We start from the raw sequence: 17,455 nt of genomic DNA on the forward strand, positions 1-17,455 counted from the left end.
CGGGATGGGGGAAAGGCGGTGCGCGGCATCGTGGTCAATGCCCGGCGGCCGGCGCGATGCCGGTGGACGGCGCGGCGAAGGGCGATGCCACTCCGGCGAACGGAACGACGCCCGCGACGGGCGCGGCGCCCGGTTCCGGCCGCCCGATCACGGTGGCGGCCAGCGCCGCGTCGGCGAGCCAGAACTGCCGCTGGGCCTCGATGGCCCGCGTCACGCCGGCCACCTGCTCGCGCGCCTCGGCCAGCAGCTCGAAGACGCCGATGAACATGCCGTTGTAGCGCAGCAGGTTCTCGTCGGCGATGACCTGGCGCAGCGGCACGACCTCGTCGCGCTCGTGGCGCGCGACGTCGTAGGCGGTGCGGTAGGCCGAGTAGCCCTCGCGCAGCTGCGACACGGCGCCGAGCACCGCGGCGTCGTAGCGCCGCGCCGCCGCCAGCGAGCGCGCGTCGAGCGCCTCGCGCAACGCCCCGCCGGCATCGAACAGCGGCAGGCGCAGGTCGAGTTCGACGCCGCGCCGCGTGCCGCGCGTGCCGGCCGCCTCGTCGACGACGGTGTCGCGCCGGGCGCCGACGTCCACGTCGACGATGCTGGGCAGCAGGTTCAGGCCCTGCGCACGGCCGGCGACATCGAGCCGCGCGCGGGCGAGCCGGACGTCCAGGCGCTCGTCGCCGGCGCGGGCGGCGACCTCCTCGGGCGCGCGCGGGACCGGCGGCAGGTCGGGCAGGCGCTCGGGCAGCGTCAGGCGCGCGGCCTGCGCCTCGTCCAGGCCGAGCGCGCGCACCAGCGCCTCGCGCGCGGCGACGTCGGCATGCTGCGCCTGCGCCAGCCGCGTGACGGCGTCGGCATGGAAGACCTGCTGGCGCGCCTGCTGCAGCCGGCTGAAGTTGCCGGCCTGGCGCATGCGGCGTGCCAGCTCGGCGCTGGCCTGTGCCGAGCGGTCGACCTGCCGCGCGTAGTGCAGCAGCTGGCGCGCCGCGACGGCCCGGGTCCACGCCTGCCGCACCGCCGTCACCTGGTCGACCACGCCGGCGGCGAGCTGCAGCCGCGCCTGCGCGACCTGGCCCTCGGACAGCGCGCGCCGCTGCGGCCACAGCAGCAGGTCGACCAGTCCGACCGACAGCAGCCGGCCGAACTCGACCTCGCCGCCCAGGCGGACGCGCTCGAACGAGAACACCGGATTGGGCAGGCGCCCGATCTGGCGCGCTGCGGCGAGGTCGGCCCAGCCCTGCGCCAGCAGCGCCTGCACGGCCGGACTGCGCGTCAGGGCGAGCCGCACCGCGTCGTCGCGCGACAGCGGCGCGGCGAGCAGCTCGTCGGCCAGCGCGGCGCCACGCTCGCGCTGCGCCGCCGTGCGCTCCAGGCGCAAGGCGCCGCCGGTGAAGGCGCCGGCGCGGGTGTCAGCCTCCCGCACCGCCTCGTCGATGTCGACCGTGGCGCAGCCGGCGAGGACGGCGACCGCAAGGGCGGCGGCCGCGCATCGGATCGCGCGGTTCATGGCCGCTCCTTCGCCGGTGCCGGATCGGGCACGGTCGCCGGGTGCGGATGGGCCGGCGAGCCCGGGCCCGAACCCGAGCTGGGATGCGAGTGCGAGTGCGAGTGCGCGGGCCGGACGGGCGACGCGCCTCCCGGATCGGCTCCCGCGGGCGATGCCCCGGACACGCCCGGCGTGTCGGCGGCCGCATCACCTCCCTCGGCCTCCTGCGCATAGGCCTTCCAGCCGCCCCGACGCCGGACGGTCTCGTTGGCCTCCCGCCAGGACGTCGGCGGACCGTCGGAGAACGGGACGTAGCCTTCGAAGACCGGCCGGTAGCCCAGGCCGGCCGGTGCGGTGGACGGCGGCGCAGCGGCCATCGACGGCGCATGCGGAAGGGCATGGGCGCCGCCGGGAGGCGTTGTCGCGACGCCCGGGCGAACGCTCGGTATCGAGGGGCCCGGCAGGGCCTGCGCCGTCGCGGCGGATGCGGTCACGAGGCAATGGAAGACGACCAGCACGTGGGCCGGTGACGGAGAGGGCATGGAATCCTCGCGGTTTCATGGAACGGAGCGCGTCGGGACCCGCAGGGGCTGCGGGCGGCGCGGGCGATGCATGGAGGCGTTCGCGCCCGCCCGCGACACGGATCGCGGGCGGGCCGACGCGCTCAGGCGCGCGGAGGTCGGTCGAGGACGCGCGGCACGCGCGTGGCCGCCACGAGGGCCGGCTCCGCCAGGTCGGCGGGCGGCAGGTCGTGGAGCACCGCGACGTCGAGCCGGCCGGTCAGCGCGGTGGCATGGCAGACGGCGCAGGTGCCGCAGGCGTGCGGGGTGTCGGCGGAAGCGACGGGGTCGGCATCGGCGTGCGTGCCGGCGTGCGCGATGCCGTCGTGGCAAGGGTGGGCACCACGGTCATGGTGCATCCGGGCTTCGGCCTCCTCTTGGACGGGGTCCGGCGATCGTGCTTGCGCAGGCCCGTGCGCCGCATGCGCTGCGTGCGTCGGTCGCTCGATGGCGACGGTCGCCGCATCGGGGGTCCGGCCCACGGCAGCACGCGCGTCCATCGCCACCGTGGCGCCTCGGCCGGCGTGCCCCGGTCCGCACGACGCCATGGCCGCCGCCGCCCAGCCCTGAAGGGGCAGGCAGACGCAGACGATCCAGAGGATGAACAGGCGAAGCCTCGGCATGGGGCGATGGCGGCGATGTGGCGGACGAAGCCCCGACTGTGAACCTTGCCACGACGGCAAAGTCAAGCCGATGTCCGAACCGACGATCCGCACGGCGCGACTCAGGCCGGGGCGAGCCGCGACAGCGTGGCCAGCGCGCGGCGGTAGGCCGGCGACGCCGTCAGTGCGTCCCAGTCGAGCGCGGGCGCCTTCGGCAGCAGGGCGAGCCGGCGCGCCTCGCCGGCCGCGTCGGGCCGCCAGCGGCCGGCGGCCGTGGCGGCATCGAAACCGTCGAGCAGTTCGTCCAGCGCGGCGCCCTCCCCCACGCTCTGGTTGCACAGCAGCGCCAGGTCGCAGCCAGCCGCCAGCGCGGCGAGCGCGGCGTCGGTGTAGCTCAGCAGTGCGCCGTCGATGTAGCGGCCGGCTTCCATGCTCAGGTCGTCGCTGAAGATCGCGCCCTCGAAGCCGAAGCGGCCGCGCAGGATCTCCTGCAGCCAGCGCGACGAGAAGCCGGCCGGCCGCACGTCGACGCGGGCGTAGATGACGTGCGCCGGCATCACGGCCGCCAGCGTGCCGGCGAGCCATTCGAAGGGCCGCGCGTCGTCGGCCAGCAAGGTCTTCAGGCCACGGCGGTCGACGGGGATGGCGACGTGCGAGTCGGCCTTGACGTGGCCGTGGCCAGGGAAGTGCTTGCCGCAGCTGGCCATGCCGGACTGCAGCAGCCCGTGCACCAGCGCCTGGGCCAGCAGCGCGGCGACGCGCGGATCGCGATGGAAGCTGCGGTCGCCGATGACGGTGCTGCCGCCGTGGTCGAGGTCGAGCACGGGCGCGAAGGTGAAGTCGACGCCGCACGCGCGCAGCTCCCCTGCCAGCACGTGGCCGGCCGCCGTGGCGGCCTCGACGGCGCGCATCGGGTCCTCCATCCACAACGTGCCCAGGGCGCGCATCGACGGCAGCCGGGTGAAGCCGTCGGTGCGGAAGCGCTGCACGCGTCCGCCCTCGTGGTCGACGCTGATCAGGATGTCGGGACGGATGGCCTTGATGCCGGCGTTGAGCGCGCGCAGCTGGGCGCGGTCCCGCCAGTTGCGCGCGAAATGGATCACGCCGCCGACGCGGGGATGCGCGAGCCGGCGGCGGTCGGCCGCGGTCAGCTCGGTGCCGGCGACATCGATGACGAGCGGCCGCTGCACCGGCGTGCCGTCGGCGACGCGGTCCGGTGCGGCGGCGGACGTCGGGGCGCGGCGGCTCACGGCGCGTCCGCCCGGCGCTCGACCACCACGAAGCTCGCCGCGTAGTCGGTCTCGTCGGTCACGGTGACGTGGGCGACCAGCCGCTCGCCGTCGAACCAGTCCTTGAGCGCGCCGTGCAGCACGATCACCGGCTTGCCGCTCGCCTCGTTGGCGATCTCGCACAGCCGCCAGCTCATCGGCGAATGAATGCCGGTGCCGATGGCCTTGCTGAAGGCCTCCTTGGCGGAGAAGCGCGTCGCCAGGTAGCTCAGGCCGCGCTTCGGCCAGCGCACGGCGCGCGCCTGCCAGACCGCGAACTCGGCGTCGGCGAGCACGCGGCGCGCGAAGCGCTCGCCCTGGCGCTCGAGGGTGGCGGCCATGCGCCGGATGTCGCAGATGTCAGTGCCGATGCCGTAGATCACGATGGTCGGGCCGCCTCGTCGATGCAGCGCAGGTAGGCGCGCGTGGTGGCCGCGTAGCCCGCTTCCAGCGCGTCGGCGACGAAGGCGTGGCCGATCGAGACCTCGCGCACGTCCGGCACGCCGCGCAGGAAGTCGGCCAGGTTGGCCTGGCTCAGGTCGTGGCCGGCGTTGACCTCCAGGCCGGCGGCCCGGGCGGCGCGTGCCGCCTCGGCGTAGCGCGCGAGCACGGCGTCGGCCTCGGGCGTGCCGCGCGAGGAGGCGTAGGCTTCGGTGTAGAGCTCGACGCGGTCGGCGCCCACGGCCCGGGCGGCGGCCATCGCGCCGGCGTCCGGATCCATGAAGAGGCTCACGCGCACGCTCAGCGCATGGGCCTCGGCGATCAGCGGGCGCAGGCGCTCGGCGTCCTGCGGGAAGGCCCAGCCGTGGTCGCTGGTGAACTGGTCCTCGCTGTCGGGCACGAAGGTCGCCTGGTGCGGCCGCAGCGCGCGCACGAAGTCCATCAGGTTCTGGAACGGGTTGCCTTCGATGTTGAACTCGGCCCGCGGCCAGTCGGCCTTCAGCAGGGCATGGAGTTCGCGCACGTCGTCGGCGCGGACGTGGCGGGCGTCGGGGCGCGGATGCACGGTGATGCCGTGCGCGCCGGCCTCCAGGCACAGGCGCGCCGCGCGCGCGACGCTCGGGATGCCGAGATGACGCGTGTTGCGCAGCAGCGCGACCTTGTTGACGTTGACCGACAGCGCCGTCGAGCGCGGCGAGAACAGGGATTCGGAGGGAGTGCTCATAGGTTTTGCAGCTCGCGCATCATCTGGCGCGTGCGCAGGGTGTCGACGCCGCAATGGTAGTTGAGCAGTGCACGCAGCTGCATGCGCAGGGCGGCGTTGGTGCCGGGCGTGAGTTCGGCGACCCGGCGCAGCAGGGCGGTGAAGGGTGCCGGGTCGTCCAGGGCGCGCTGCAGGGCCTGCCAGTCGGCGCCGGGCAGCGAGGACTCGTCCTCGCCCGCCTCGCGCACGCCGGCCTCGGGCACCAGCGCGTAGCGGCCGTCGGCGGCCAGCGACGCCAATGTCATCGTCTGGGCGTCGAGCGCCGGCAGGAAACCGGTCTCGCGCAGCAGCAGCAGCTCGAAGGCGCGCAACGCCGAGGCCTGCGCGGCCGCCTGCGCGCCCTCGTGCGACGTGGCGAGCACCTGCACCACGCCGGCATAGGCGTCGAACAGGGCCTCGTGCGCGTCGTCGCGCGCCAGCAGGCGCAGCAGCAGTTCGTTGACGTAGTAGCCCGACAGCAGCGCGTCGCCGGTGGGCATCACGTGGCCGCCCATCCACTCGACCGCCTTGAGCGTGCGGATCTCGGTGTCGCCGCCGTAGCTCACCTGCAGCGGCTGCAGCGGCAGCAGGATCGGCCGGAAATTGGAACTCGGCCGCTTGGCCCCCTTGGCCACCAGCGCGATGCGCCCGTGGTGCCGGGTGAAGGTCTCCAGGATCAGGCTCGACTCGCTCCAGTCGTAGCGGTGCAGCACATAGGCCGGCTCGTGGGAAATTCGTTGCGTCGCCATTTTCAAACCCGATTCACGAGGTCATCTGCAAAAAGCGGCCAGCGAAGCGAGGCCGCCGCGCGCGAATGCCGTGCAACCGGCTTCGCCGGACCGCCGGCATTGCCCCCTGCACGGGGGTGGGCGGCTACGCGCAGCGAGCAAGCCTGGGGGGGTGCCTATTCATAGCCGAACGAGCGCACGCGCGCCTCGTCGTCGGCCCAGCCGGAGCGCACCTTGACCCACATCTCGATGAAGACCTTGGCGTCGAGCAGCTTCTCCAGCTCCTGGCGCGTCTCGGTGCCGATGCGCTTGATGCGCTCGCCCTTGTCGCCGATCACCATCGCCTTGTGGCCCTCGCGCTCGACCACGATGGTCGCGGCGATCTTCAGCAGGCGGCGGTGGCCCTTGCGCTGCGGCGGCTCCTCGTCGAACTTGTCGATGATGACGGTCGAGGTGTAGGGCAGCTCGTCGCCGGTCAGGCGGAACAGCTTCTCGCGCACCGTCTCGCTGGCGAGGAACTTCTCGCTGCGGTCGGTGAGTTCGTCCTCGGCATACCACCAGGCCTGCTCGGGCAGGTACTTCTCGCAGATGCCGAACAGGCGCTCCACGTCCCGCGCGTTGTTGGCCGACATCGGCACGAACTCGGCGAAGGGATGCTTCTGCTGCATCGTCTGCAGCCACGGCGCGATGTCGCCGCGGCGGTGGATGTTGTCGAACTTGTTGGCGATCAGCAGTGCCGGGATGTCCTTGCCCAGCAGGGCCAGCACCTTGGCGTCGGCCGGCGTGAAGCTGCCCGCCTCCACCACGAACAGGATCAGGTCGACGTCGGCGACGGCGCCCTTGACGGTCTTGTTGAGCGATTTGTTGAGCGCGTTGGCGTGCAGCGTCTGGAAGCCGGGCGTGTCGACGAAGACGAACTGCGTGCCACCGCCCTCGGGCGCGGGGCGCGTGCGCATGCCGGTGATGCGGTGACGCGTGGTCTGCGCCTTGCGCGAGGTGATGCTGATCTTCTGCCCGACCAGCGCGTTGAGCAGCGTCGACTTGCCCACGTTGGGCTTGCCGACGATGGCGATCAGGCCGCAGCGCTGGACGCCCTCGCCCGTGCTCGCGGTCGACCCGCGCGCCGCCGCCAGCTGGCGCAGCTGGTCCTCGAGGCGGACGTCGGGAATGGTGTCGTCGTCGCCCGGGTGCGCGGCGGCGGGGAGCGATGCCGGGGGCGTCGTGTCGTCGGGAGGAGTGGAATTCATTTGGATTTGGAGGAGGTCCCGCGGGACTTGAGTCGGATCAGCATCGCAGCGGCGGCGGCCTGCTCGCCGGCGCGGCGCGAGCCGCCGGTGCCGCGTTCGAGCAGGCCCAGCTCGGGCACCTCGCACTCGACATCGAAGGTCTGTTGATGGGCCGCCCCCAGCGTATCGGCGACGCGGTAGACGGGCAGTTTCATTTTGTGCCCCTGCAGCCATTCCTGCAGCTCGGTCTTGGCGTCCTTCGACGCGGCCTCCATGCGGGGATTGATCTCGACCGACTCGTAGAGCCGTCGCACCACCGCCTGCGCGGCCTCGTAGCCGGCATCCAGGTACACCGCGCCGATCACGGCCTCCAGCGCATCGGCCAGGATCGACGGCCGCTGGGGTCCGCCCGAGCGCGCCTCGCCCTCTCCCAGCCGCAGCAGCGGCGACAGCGCCAGCCGCACGGCGATCTGGTGCAGGGTGTCCTGCTTGACGAGGTTGGCGCGCACCCGCGAGAGGTCGCCCTCGGGCAGCGCCGCGAGACGCTCGTAGAGCAGGTGCGACACCGCCAGGTTGAGCACCGAGTCGCCCAGGAATTCGAGGCGCTCGTTGTGGTCGGCCGAGAAGCTGCGATGGGTGAGCGCGAGCTGCAGCAGACGCGGATCGCCGAACGCGTGCTTCAGGCGCGCCGCCAGGGCGCCCAGCGTGGCGTCGGCCGGGCGCTGGCGGAGGTCCGGTTTCGCCGAGTGCGTCACCGGGCTCAGCGCGCCTGCCCCTGGCCCTTGTACTTGAGCACGAGGTAGGCCGGGCCGGCCAGGTGGATCTCGCGGTCGTAGGCGAAGGAAACGACGACCCGGTCGCCGATCTTCTGCACGTCGAGATCCCTGCCGCTGACCGACTTGAAGTCGTCGACGGCCTGCGCGCGGTCGAACAGGGCGCGCACCTCGGGCACCGTGTTGCCCTCGGCCGCCTTGTTGGCGGCCTTGCCGATGGCCTGGTACTCGATCACCGTCGGGATGACCTGGGCCAGCACCACGCCGGCGCAGCCCAGGACGGCGGCGACGAACAGCAGTCCGATGAACGAGATGCCGCGCTGGCGCGACGCCGCGCGGGTCGAACGGAAAGACTTCATGTGCCCTGCTCCTTGCATGCGTGCATCGATCACCGTCACTGGAAGGCGCCGATGCGCCCCAGGTTGCCGAAGTTCATCCAGACGAAGAAGGCGCGGCCGACGATGTTCCTGTCCGGCACGAACCCCCAGTAACGGGAATCGAGCGAGTTGTCGCGGTTGTCGCCCATCATGAAGTAGTGTCCCGCGGGCACCTTGCAGACGACGCCCTCGACGCTGTAGCGGCAGTTGTCCTGGTTCGGGAACGTCATCACCTCGACTTCCGAGATGCCCGCGCGGCGCGTGTCGTCGTTCAGGATCCTGTGCTGGTGCGTGCCGAGGTTCTCGCTGTACTGCTTGAGGTAGCGCATGGCCTCCTCGTCGAAGTAGTCGGGAACGGCGTCCTTGTTGACCGGCCGGCCATTGATGGTGAGCTTCTTGTTCAGGTAGGCCACCTCGTCGCCCGGCAGGCCGACCACGCGCTTGATGTAGTCCAGGCTGGGCTTGGGCGGGTAGCGGAACACCATCACGTCGCCGCGCGCGGGCGGCGTGCCGTCCGTGACCTTGGTGTTGAGCACCGGCAGGCGCAGGCCGTAGGTGAACTTGTTGACCAGGATCAGGTCGCCGGTGAGCAGCGTCGGCATCATCGAGCCCGACGGGATCTTGAAGGGCTCGAACAGGAACGAGCGCAGCAGGAACACGACCAGGATCACCGGGAACAGGCCGGCGGTCCAGTCGAGCCACCACGGCTGCATGACCAGGCGCTCGCGCGCCTTGGCGTCGACGGTGTCGACCTGCTTGATGCCCTGGCGTTCCAGCTCCGCGCGCCGCTGCTCGAGCGAGGCGTCCAGGGCGGCGGCGGTGCGCCGGCGGCGCGGCAGGAAGTACAGGCGCTCGGCGAGCCAGTAGAGGCCGGTGACGACGGTCGCCAGGAACAGCAGCAACGCGAAATTGCCTTCGACCGCGCCGAAGTACCAGGAGCCGACGTATGCCGCGAAGACGGCCAGGATCAGGGAGGTGAGGAGTGCCATGTTTTCTTAGTCTTCGACCTGCAGGATCGCGAGGAAGGCCTCTTGCGGGACCTCGACCGAACCGATCTGCTTCATGCGCTTCTTGCCCGCCTTCTGCTTCTCGAGCAGCTTCTTCTTGCGGGAGATGTCGCCGCCATAGCACTTGGCGAGCACGTTCTTGCGCAGCGCCTTGATTGTCTCACGCGCGATGATCGTGACCCCGATGGCCGCCTGGATGGCGACGTCGTACATCTGGCGCGAGATGATCTCGCGCATCTTCGAGACCACGGCACGGCCCCGGTACTGGCTCTGACTGCGGTGCACGATGATCGACAGCGCGTCGACGCGGTCGCCGTTGAGCAGGATGTCGACCTTCACGACGTCGGAGGCGCGGTATTCCTTGAACTCGTAGTCCATCGACGCGTAGCCGCGGCTCTGCGACTTCAGCTTGTCGAAGAAGTCCAGCACGATCTCGCCGAGCGGCATCTCGTAGGTCAGCATGACCTGGCGGCCGTGGTAGGCCATGTTCATCTGCACGCCGCGCTTCTGGTTGGCCAGCGTCATGACGGCACCGACGTACTCCTGCGGCATGTAGAGGTGCACCGTGACGATCGGCTCGCGGATCTCGCTCATGCGCCCGACATCGGGCATCTTCGACGGGTTCTCCACCATGATGACCTCGCCGTCGTTGCGCATCACCTGGTAGACCACGCTGGGCGCGGTCGTGATGAGGTCCTGGTCGAACTCGCGTTCCAGGCGCTCCTGCACGATCTCCATGTGCAGCAGGCCCAGGAAGCCGCAGCGGAAGCCGAAGCCCAGCGCCTGGCTCACCTCGGGCTCGTAGCGCAGCGACGAGTCGTTGAGCTTGAGCTTCTCCAGCGCGTCGCGCAGCGATTCGTACTCGCTCGCCTCGGTCGGATAGAGACCGGCGAAGACCTGCGGCTGGATCTCCTTGAAACCCGGCAGCGCCTCGGTCGCCGTCGCGGCGGCGCCACCGGTGCCGGTCTTGATGACCGTCACGGTGTCGCCGACCTTGGCCGCCTGCAGTTCCTTGATGCCGGCGATGATGAAGCCCACCTCGCCGGCCTCCAGCGACTCGCGCTTCTCGGTCGCCGGCGTGAAGACGCCGAGGTTGTCAGCGTTGTAGGTCGCACCGGAGGCCATCATCTTGATGCGCTCGCCCTTGACCAGCCGGCCGTCCACCACGCGCACCAGCATGACCACGCCGACGTAGGCGTCGAACCAGCTGTCGACGATCATCGCGCGCAGCGGGCCCTCGGGATTGCCGCGCGGCGGCGGCATGCGCTGCACCACCGCCTCCAGGATCTCGTCGATGCCCATGCCGGTCTTGGCCGAACAGGGAATGGCGTCGGTCGCGTCGATGCCGATGACGTCCTCGATCTCGGTGCGCGCGTTCTGCGGATCGGCATTGGGCAGGTCCATCTTGTTGAGGACCGGCACCACCTCGACGCCGAGGTCGAGCGCGGTATAGCAGTTGGCCACCGTCTGCGCCTCGACGCCCTGCGACGCGTCGACCACCAGCAGCGCGCCCTCGCACGCCGAGAGCGAGCGCGAGACCTCGTACGAGAAGTCGACGTGGCCGGGCGTGTCGATGAGGTTGAGGTTGTAGACCTTGCCGTCGTTGGCCTTGTAGCGCAGCGCCGCGGTCTGCGCCTTGATGGTTATCCCGCGCTCCTTCTCGATGTCCATCGAGTCGAGCACCTGGGCCTCCATCTCCCGTTCGGCGAGTCCGCCGCAGCGCTGGATGAGTCGGTCGGCCAGCGTCGACTTGCCATGGTCGATGTGCGCAATGATGGAGAAATTTCTGATGTGATTCATCAACGGGAACGCTTAAGTACTTGAATTGCCTCGCACGCAGAACGCGCCGGACAAGAAAAAAGGGCGCGTCCGAAAGAGACGCGCCCTGAACCAACAAGCAATGGCAACTGCAGTAGTTGGGTCTTCATTGTAGGCAAAAAGGGGGGCACGTACATGTCGGCGCGGGGTCGGAAAAGACGTTGCAGGTCCACAACGGTCATGTTGTCAACAAGATATCCACAGCTTGTGTGAATGGTTTCGAGGACAACTTGTGGGCGATCTGTGGAGCGATGACGATCGGTCGGAGCCTGTACCGCATGGTGAACATGGCGTGCATTCTTATGCCGGGTCGACCTTTCGACGGGTACCTATTCTACTGAAATCCATCATTAGTCCTTTGGCTTGGTCAGCGACCGCTAACACAAGAAGCAGCGGAAAAATAGTCGTGTTAACCAAGAAAGTTGCTTCGCTGCAACCAAAAAAAGCCCCAATCCCGACTGGCGGGTGGGGCCACTTGAGACGACCGGAAGGTCAGCGCGTCGGGCGGATCAGCGCGTACTGGGCCCAGTCGCCGCGGCGGAACAGCACGCTCACGGGCTTGGACTTGTCGAGCTTCGCCAGGGCGGCATCGAACTCCTTGACGCCCGACACCTCGACGTTGCCGACGGCCAGGATCACGTCGCCCTCCTTCAGGCCCACACGCGCGGCCGCATCGGTGGCCGATTCGATCCGCACGCCGCCGCGCACCTTGAGTTCCTTCTTCTGCGCGTCGGACAGGTCACTGACCGCCAGCCCCAGGGCTTTCGCCGCCGCCGACGAGGCGGGCTTGGGCGCCGGTTCCTCACGTTCGGCGCTGGCCTTGCGGGCCGGCTTGTCGGGCTCGATCTCGGCGATTGTCACGGCCAGGTCGCGCGAGGCGCCGCGGCGGAACACCGTCACCGTGCTGCGCGTGCCGGGCTTGGTGTTGCCCACCATGCGCGGCAGATCGCTCGGCTTGTCGACCACCTTGCCGTCGAATTTGGTGATGATGTCGCCCGCCTCGATGCCCGCCTTCTCGCCCGGCGAACCGGCCTCGACGCTGCGCACTAGGACGCCCTGCCCCGAACCCAGGCCGATCGATTCGGCGACGTCCTTGGACACGCGGTCGATCTGCACGCCGATGCGGCCGCGCGAGACGCGGCCGGTGGTACGCAGCTGTTCGCTCACCCGGATCGCCTCGTCGATCGGGATCGAGAACGAGATGCCCATGAAGCCGCCCGAGCGCGAGTAGATCTGACTGTTGATGCCGACGACCTCGCCGCGCATGTTGATCAGCGGACCGCCGGAATTGCCGGGGTTGATCGCCACGTCGGTCTGGATGAACGGGAGGTAGTCGCCGGTGTCGCGCTGCTTGGCGCTCACGATGCCTGCCGTCACGGTGTTCTCCAGGCCGAACGGCGAACCGATGGCCATCACCCACTCGCCCACGCGCAGCTTGGAGACGTCGCCCACCTTGAGCGCCGGCAGTCCCGTCGCGTCGATCTTCACGACCGCGACGTCCGTGCGCTTGTCGGCGCCGATGATCCTCGCCTTGAACTCGCGCTTGTCGGTCAGCGTGACCACCACCTCGGAGGCGTCCTCGACGACGTGCGCGTTGGTCATCACGTAGCCGTCCGGGCTCAGGATGAAGCCCGAGCCGACACCGCGCGGGCGGGACTCCTCCTGCGGCTCCTGCGGCTGCGGGCTGGAACGCGGACCCTGGCGCGGCGCGCCGGGCATGTTCGGCATGTTCTGCCCGAAGAACCGGCGCAGGAATTCCTGCATCTCCTGGTCCATCTCGCCATTGGCGGCACCACCGGAGCCGCCCCGCTGGGCGACCCGCTCCACCGTGCGGATGTTGACCACCGCCGGCCCGACCTGGTCGACCAGGTCGGTAAAGTCCGGCAGCGCCCTCACCTGCGCCACGGCCGGCACGATCGGCAGGAAGGCGCCTGTGGCGGTCACCGCCATGGCACAGGCGAGCAACGTGGAACGGAATTTCTTTCGACCGTCGAGAGTGAGCATCATTGGATATTTCTTTCCATGCAAGAACACGAAACACACCGGACTATGAATCTCTCGCGACGCTTTGGTTCACACCACCGGGACGGCAGGCGACAAAGAGATCAACGCAGGCGAGCGAGGCCCTGCGCGAAAGCGTCCAGGGTCTGCGAAGGCACCTCGCCCACGGCGGTGAGCCACCAGTCGCCGTCGCGATCGGCCAGGCGCCGCGTCATCGTGTGCGTGGCCCCCAGGGCGAGCGTGGCTTCGCGCGAGGCCCGCCGGACGTCGAAGGGCTCGACGAACAGCGACACCGATGCCAGGCCGTCGGAGAACGTCCACTGCATCGTCCGCTCGGGTTGGGCGCCGCCGTCGAGCGAGCGCCGGTAGCAGTTGACGGGTCGGAACCCGGGCACCGGCTCGCGCAGGGTCCAGCCCTCGGCCGCCGCGGTGGTGCGCTCGAGTTCGGCCTTCTCGATGCGATAGCCGGCCGTGTCGCTCATCATCTGCTGCAGCGCCTGGACCTTGACGGGTGCGTTGAACTGGAGCTCGGAGAACGCCGACTGCTCGACCACCCGGCCATCGCGATCGACGGTCTGCAGCGCGACCACGAGCCCCGTGCGGCGCTCGCACCAGACGCGATAGCCGAAACGCAGGTTGTCGCGCGGTGCGAGCTGCACCACGTCGGCGTCGAGGGCGGCGACGCGGCCCTTGCCCAGGGTCTGGGCGTCGTAGAGTTCGCCGATGGTCGAATCGGGCGCGCCGGGAAGGTTGGGAAAGAAGTCGAGGTTCTCGCGCTTCTCGCTCTTCACGACCTTGTCCTCGGGGAAGAAGGTCATGATCTGGCCGTTGCGGCGGAAGGTCGAACGCGGCGCGCCGGACAGGGACTCGACCCGCTCCATCAGCAGGTCGCCCTGCGCCACGTGCCAGATGCGGGCGCTCGAGAGATTACCGGTGGTCGCGGACACCACGAAGGTGCCGACATAGCTGAACTGGCGGGACGCCGCGTGCATGCGGCGCAGCCAGTCGATGGTGCCGAGCTTCGAGAGTTCGGTCGCGACGGGCTTGTGCGATTCCCGCTCGCCGCCGATGCCGACACGCGTCTGCCCCGCAGCGACTTCCACCAGACCGGCGGTGGAGAGGATCAGCAGGGACCTGCGAGCGACGATCGGCATCGTTGGATTTCCTTGATGCCGCTCAGCGCGACGGTCCGTCGAAGGTCGCGTTGCGCAGGAAACCCGAAGGCATCTGCGCCGCGCCACCGGCCTGCCGATGCGCTTCGAGCAGCTGGTCGAGCCGGGCATCGCGCAGCATCACCTGCGGCTCACCCCCGCTCGCGGCCACTTGCGTGGCAACCTGGACAGGCGCAGTTGCGGGAACGGACACGCCGCTGGGCTGCAGGGCGGCAGGCACCCCGGACGCATCGCGCGATGCGATCTGCACCGGCGACTGCACCTGCTGCTGTGCGGCGAGCCGAGAATCGACCGCCGGCAGACCGGCGCCACCGACCAGATTCCAGCCGATGGCCGCCACCGCGGCCAGCGAAGCCACGCCCGAGACAAGTTTCCAGCGGAACACCGGCTCGTTGGCGGCTTCGATGCGCTCGACCGGTGCGGCGGCGACGGTCGCCGGCTGACGGGTCGGGAACGGCACCACGGAAGACGCCGCATCGGCGGCCGCGACCGGCATGGCGATCGACTCGGCCGCGAGACGCTGCTGGAAACGCGACAGGAAGGCCGCGCCGTCGGTGCATGGCCGGCGCGCGCCGGCACGCAGCACCTCGCCGATGGCGTGATGGTCCTGCCAGGCCTGCTGCAGGTCGCGGTCCGCGCACAGCGCATCGACGGCACTCGCCATCGCCTGTCCGTGCAGGGCGCCATCGGCCAGCGCGGAAATCTGTTCGCGGGAAGACTCTTGAAGGGGGTTCATTGCAATCACCTGATTACCAACGCTTGCCGGACTGGTTGTCGAGCATCGGCTTGACTCGTGCAGAAATCGCTTCGCGCGCCCGGAAGATCCGCGAGCGCACCGTGCCGATCGGACAGTCCATGACCTCGGCGATTTCTTCGTAACTCAACCCCTCGATCTCGCGCAGCGTCACCGCCTGCCGCAGTTCGGCCGGCAAGGCGTCCATCGCCGCCTCGACCGCTGCCGCGATCTCGTTGGCCGCCAGCACCGTTTCCGGGGTTTCGTCGCTGATTGGTTCGTTTCTCGGCTGGTAAGTTTCATCGTCGTCGGACGAAGAAGGCCTCAGTGCGCTTTCGGAGATCGTCGGATCGCGCTTCATGTCCACGAGCGCCTTCTTGGCGGTATTGACGGCGATCCGGTAGAGCCAGGTGTAGAACTGCGCTTCGCCACGGAACTGGTGCAGCGCACGATAGGCCCGGATGAAGGTCTCCTGGGCGATGTCCTCGACGAGATCGACATCTCGCACCATGCGACCGATCAGGCGCTCGATGCGGCGCTGGTACTTGACGACCAGCATCTCGAAGGCCTTCTGGTCTCCGGCGACGGTGCGCTGCACGAGTTCGAAGTCGACATCGCCCGGCCGGGGCGACGGCGCGATGTCGGCATCGGGAAGCACGGCGTTCCCACCTTCCGGCGGCGACGGGGGCGGTACGGACGCGGTCATGCGGAAGCGAACCGTTCGCCCTGCCGCGACGCGGTGTGCGCGACCCCGCGCGCGCCGGCGTACAGCGCACGGCGCAGATCGCGCCAACGCGGCCGGTCGGCATCGCGATCGACCCACAACCAGTGTCCATGCCGATCCGTCGTTTCGACGCGCAGCAGCATGAGTCGCTGCAGGTCGAGGTGGATCCGCGCGTCGCCGGTCGCCACGACGGCGCCGTCGGCCGACGCCAGCGACCAGCCCTCGCCATCATCGAACGTCAGCTCGCCTGTCACCGCCTGCCGGCGCGATCGCCACAGCGACAGTCCGGACAGCAACGCGGCTGCGCAAGGCACCCAGGCGCGCCAATCGGCCATGCCTTGCAGGATCGGCTGGGTCGCCGCCGCACCGGCACACGCCGCGCCCGACATCCAGCAGATGCCGAGCAGTCGATCCGCCGTGCGGGAACGCCCGACCGGATAGCGGACCGGCGGTGGGCTATGCATGAGGCAACGAGGAATTCAAGCGCGCTTGAACACCAGCGTGCCGTTGGTGCCGCCGAATCCGAAATTGTTCTTCACCGCGACATCGATCCCGAGATCGCGCGCCTCGTTGGCGCAGTAGTCGAGGTCGCACTCGGGATCCTGGTTGAAGATGTTAATCGTCGGCGGGCTCTTCTGGTGATGCAGGGCGAGCACCGTGAACACCGACTCGATGCCACCCGCGCCGCCCAGCAGGTGGCCGGTCATGGACTTGGTCGAGTTCACGACCAGCTTGCGGGCATGCTCGCCGAACGCGTTCTTGATCGCGTTCGTCTCGTTCAGGTCACCGAGCGGCGTCGAGGTGCCGTGCGCGTTGAGGTACTGGACCTCGTCCACGTTGACACCGGCGTTGTGCAACGCGGCCTCCATCGAGCGGCGCGGGCCGTCGACGTTGGGCGCCGTCATGTGATAGGCGTCGGCGCTCATGCCGAAACCCGCCACCTCGGCATAGATCTTCGCGCCACGTGCCTTGGCGTGCTCGTACTCTTCGAGCACGACCACGCCGGCGCCTTCGCCGAGCACGAAGCCGTCGCGGTCCCGGTCCCAGGGCCGCGAGGCGGTCTTGGGATCGTCGTTGCGAGTGGACAGGGCGCGCGCGGCGGCGAAGCCGCCGATGCCCAGCGGCGACACCGTGGATTCGGCACCGCCGGCGATCATCACGTCGGCATCGCCGTACTCGATCATGCGGGCCGACAGGCCGATGGCATGCAGACCCGTGGTGCAGGCCGTGACGATCGCCACGTTGGGACCCTGGAAACCGTACTTGATCGAGACGTGTCCGGAGATCATGTTGATGATCGAGGCCGGCACGAAGAAGGGCGACACGCGACGCGGGCCGCGGTTGACCAGCTCGTCGTGCATGTGCTCGATCAGCGGGAGTCCGCCGATGCCCGAGCCGATGTTGCAGCCGATGCGCGTCGCCTCGTCGGGCGAGAGCGCATCGTTGGTCTTCAGGCCGCTGTCCTGCACAGCCTGCATGGCAGCGGCCAGTCCGAAGTGAATGAAGCGATCCATGTGGCGCGCTTCCTTCTCGGAGATGTATTGGGTGACGTCGAAGCCCTTGACTTCGCCGGCGAACTTGCAGGCGAAGGAACTGGCGTCGAACGACTGGATGGTGTCAATGCCCGACTGGCCGGCCAGCAGATGGGTCCAGCACTCGACCACCGTATTTCCGACGGGAGCGATGCAACCGAGTCCGGTCACGACAACGCGGCGTTTGGTCATGCCGGCAAACCTTTCTGGGACAACACCGCGATCTCGGACCTCTGGCGAGCGCGGGTCGAAACGCCGCGCCGCAGGCCGATCAGGC

The 17,455-nt window shown here is 69.5% G+C and carries 18 protein-coding genes; all 18 read right to left on the minus strand.

The genetic code is table 11. The annotated features are described in order from the left end of the window. Positions 1-34: 34 nt before the first annotated feature. Positions 35-1,495, minus strand: coding sequence for a TolC family protein (locus ABID77_RS07230; protein ID WP_429592894.1), 1,461 nt, complete (start codon positions 1,493-1,495; stop codon positions 35-37). Further along, positions 1,492-2,016 carry a hypothetical protein gene (locus tag ABID77_RS07235; protein ID WP_429592897.1) on the minus strand — a complete coding sequence of 175 codons (525 nt, stop codon included), beginning with the start codon at positions 2,014-2,016 and terminating at the stop codon, positions 1,492-1,494. The genes ABID77_RS07230 and ABID77_RS07235 overlap by 4 nt, the downstream gene beginning before the upstream one ends. A 122-nt stretch (positions 2,017-2,138) precedes the next feature. Continuing rightward, positions 2,139-2,657: a hypothetical protein gene (locus ABID77_RS07240; RefSeq protein ID WP_429592900.1), complete on the minus strand. Its 519-nt coding sequence runs from the start codon at positions 2,655-2,657 to the stop codon at positions 2,139-2,141. Positions 2,658-2,758: 101 nt separating this feature from the next. Then, positions 2,759-3,826: a beta-N-acetylhexosaminidase gene (gene nagZ / locus ABID77_RS07245; protein ID WP_429593347.1), complete on the minus strand. Its 1,068-nt coding sequence runs from the start codon at positions 3,824-3,826 to the stop codon at positions 2,759-2,761. Positions 3,827-3,882: 56 nt separating this feature from the next. Continuing rightward, the gene (gene acpS / locus ABID77_RS07250) at positions 3,883-4,287 is read right to left on the minus strand and encodes a holo-ACP synthase (RefSeq protein ID WP_429592902.1); all 405 of its coding nucleotides are present in this window, start codon (positions 4,285-4,287) and stop codon (positions 3,883-3,885) included. Beyond that, a complete protein-coding gene (locus tag ABID77_RS07255) occupies positions 4,284-5,069 on the minus strand; it encodes a pyridoxine 5'-phosphate synthase (protein WP_429592905.1) in 786 nt (261 codons plus the stop codon). The genes acpS and ABID77_RS07255 overlap by 4 nt, the downstream gene beginning before the upstream one ends. Then, positions 5,066-5,836, minus strand: coding sequence for a DNA repair protein RecO (recO, locus tag ABID77_RS07260; RefSeq protein WP_429592908.1), 771 nt, complete (start codon positions 5,834-5,836; stop codon positions 5,066-5,068). Before recO ends, ABID77_RS07255 begins: the two co-directional genes overlap by 4 nt. Before the next feature lie 155 nt (positions 5,837-5,991). Continuing rightward, a complete protein-coding gene (gene era / locus ABID77_RS07265; protein ID WP_429592911.1) occupies positions 5,992-7,062 on the minus strand; it encodes a GTPase Era in 1,071 nt (356 codons plus the stop codon). Continuing rightward, positions 7,059-7,796: a ribonuclease III gene (gene rnc, locus ABID77_RS07270; protein ID WP_429592914.1), complete on the minus strand. Its 738-nt coding sequence runs from the start codon at positions 7,794-7,796 to the stop codon at positions 7,059-7,061. Before rnc ends, era begins: the two co-directional genes overlap by 4 nt. A 5-nt stretch (positions 7,797-7,801) precedes the next feature. Beyond that, the gene (locus ABID77_RS07275; RefSeq protein WP_429592916.1) at positions 7,802-8,173 is read right to left on the minus strand and encodes a DUF4845 domain-containing protein; all 372 of its coding nucleotides are present in this window, start codon (positions 8,171-8,173) and stop codon (positions 7,802-7,804) included. A gap of 35 nt (positions 8,174-8,208) precedes the next feature. Continuing rightward, positions 8,209-9,180 (minus strand): signal peptidase I, encoded by a 972-nt coding sequence (gene lepB / locus ABID77_RS07280; protein WP_429592919.1) that lies wholly within the window; start codon positions 9,178-9,180, stop codon positions 8,209-8,211. A gap of 6 nt (positions 9,181-9,186) precedes the next feature. Continuing rightward, positions 9,187-10,998, minus strand: a complete 1,812-nt coding sequence (lepA, locus tag ABID77_RS07285; protein ID WP_429592922.1) for a translation elongation factor 4 — start codon at positions 10,996-10,998, stop codon at positions 9,187-9,189. Positions 10,999-11,508: 510 nt separating this feature from the next. Then, on the minus strand, positions 11,509-13,020 hold the full coding sequence (locus ABID77_RS07290; protein WP_429593350.1) for a DegQ family serine endoprotease: 1,512 nt from the start codon (positions 13,018-13,020) through the stop codon (positions 11,509-11,511). Between the two features lie 101 nt (positions 13,021-13,121). After that, positions 13,122-14,171, minus strand: coding sequence for a MucB/RseB C-terminal domain-containing protein (locus ABID77_RS07295; RefSeq protein ID WP_429592925.1), 1,050 nt, complete (start codon positions 14,169-14,171; stop codon positions 13,122-13,124). A 22-nt stretch (positions 14,172-14,193) separates the two neighbouring features. Beyond that, positions 14,194-14,925 carry a sigma-E factor negative regulatory protein gene (locus ABID77_RS07300; RefSeq protein ID WP_429592927.1) on the minus strand — a complete coding sequence of 244 codons (732 nt, stop codon included), beginning with the start codon at positions 14,923-14,925 and terminating at the stop codon, positions 14,194-14,196. Between the two features lie 13 nt (positions 14,926-14,938). Continuing rightward, positions 14,939-15,628, minus strand: a complete 690-nt coding sequence (rpoE, locus tag ABID77_RS07305; protein ID WP_429592930.1) for an RNA polymerase sigma factor RpoE — start codon at positions 15,626-15,628, stop codon at positions 14,939-14,941. After that, on the minus strand, positions 15,625-16,110 hold the full coding sequence (locus ABID77_RS07310) for a hypothetical protein (RefSeq protein WP_429592932.1): 486 nt from the start codon (positions 16,108-16,110) through the stop codon (positions 15,625-15,627). Before ABID77_RS07310 ends, rpoE begins: the two co-directional genes overlap by 4 nt. 15 nt (positions 16,111-16,125) lie before the next feature. Further along, positions 16,126-17,370 (minus strand): beta-ketoacyl-ACP synthase II, encoded by a 1,245-nt coding sequence (gene fabF, locus ABID77_RS07315; RefSeq protein ID WP_429592935.1) that lies wholly within the window; start codon positions 17,368-17,370, stop codon positions 16,126-16,128. Positions 17,371-17,455: the final 85 nt, after the last annotated feature.

This window comes from Variovorax sp. PvP013 (genome assembly GCF_050435945.1).
In the GTDB taxonomy this organism is placed as follows: domain Bacteria; phylum Pseudomonadota; class Gammaproteobacteria; order Burkholderiales; family Burkholderiaceae_C; genus Variovorax.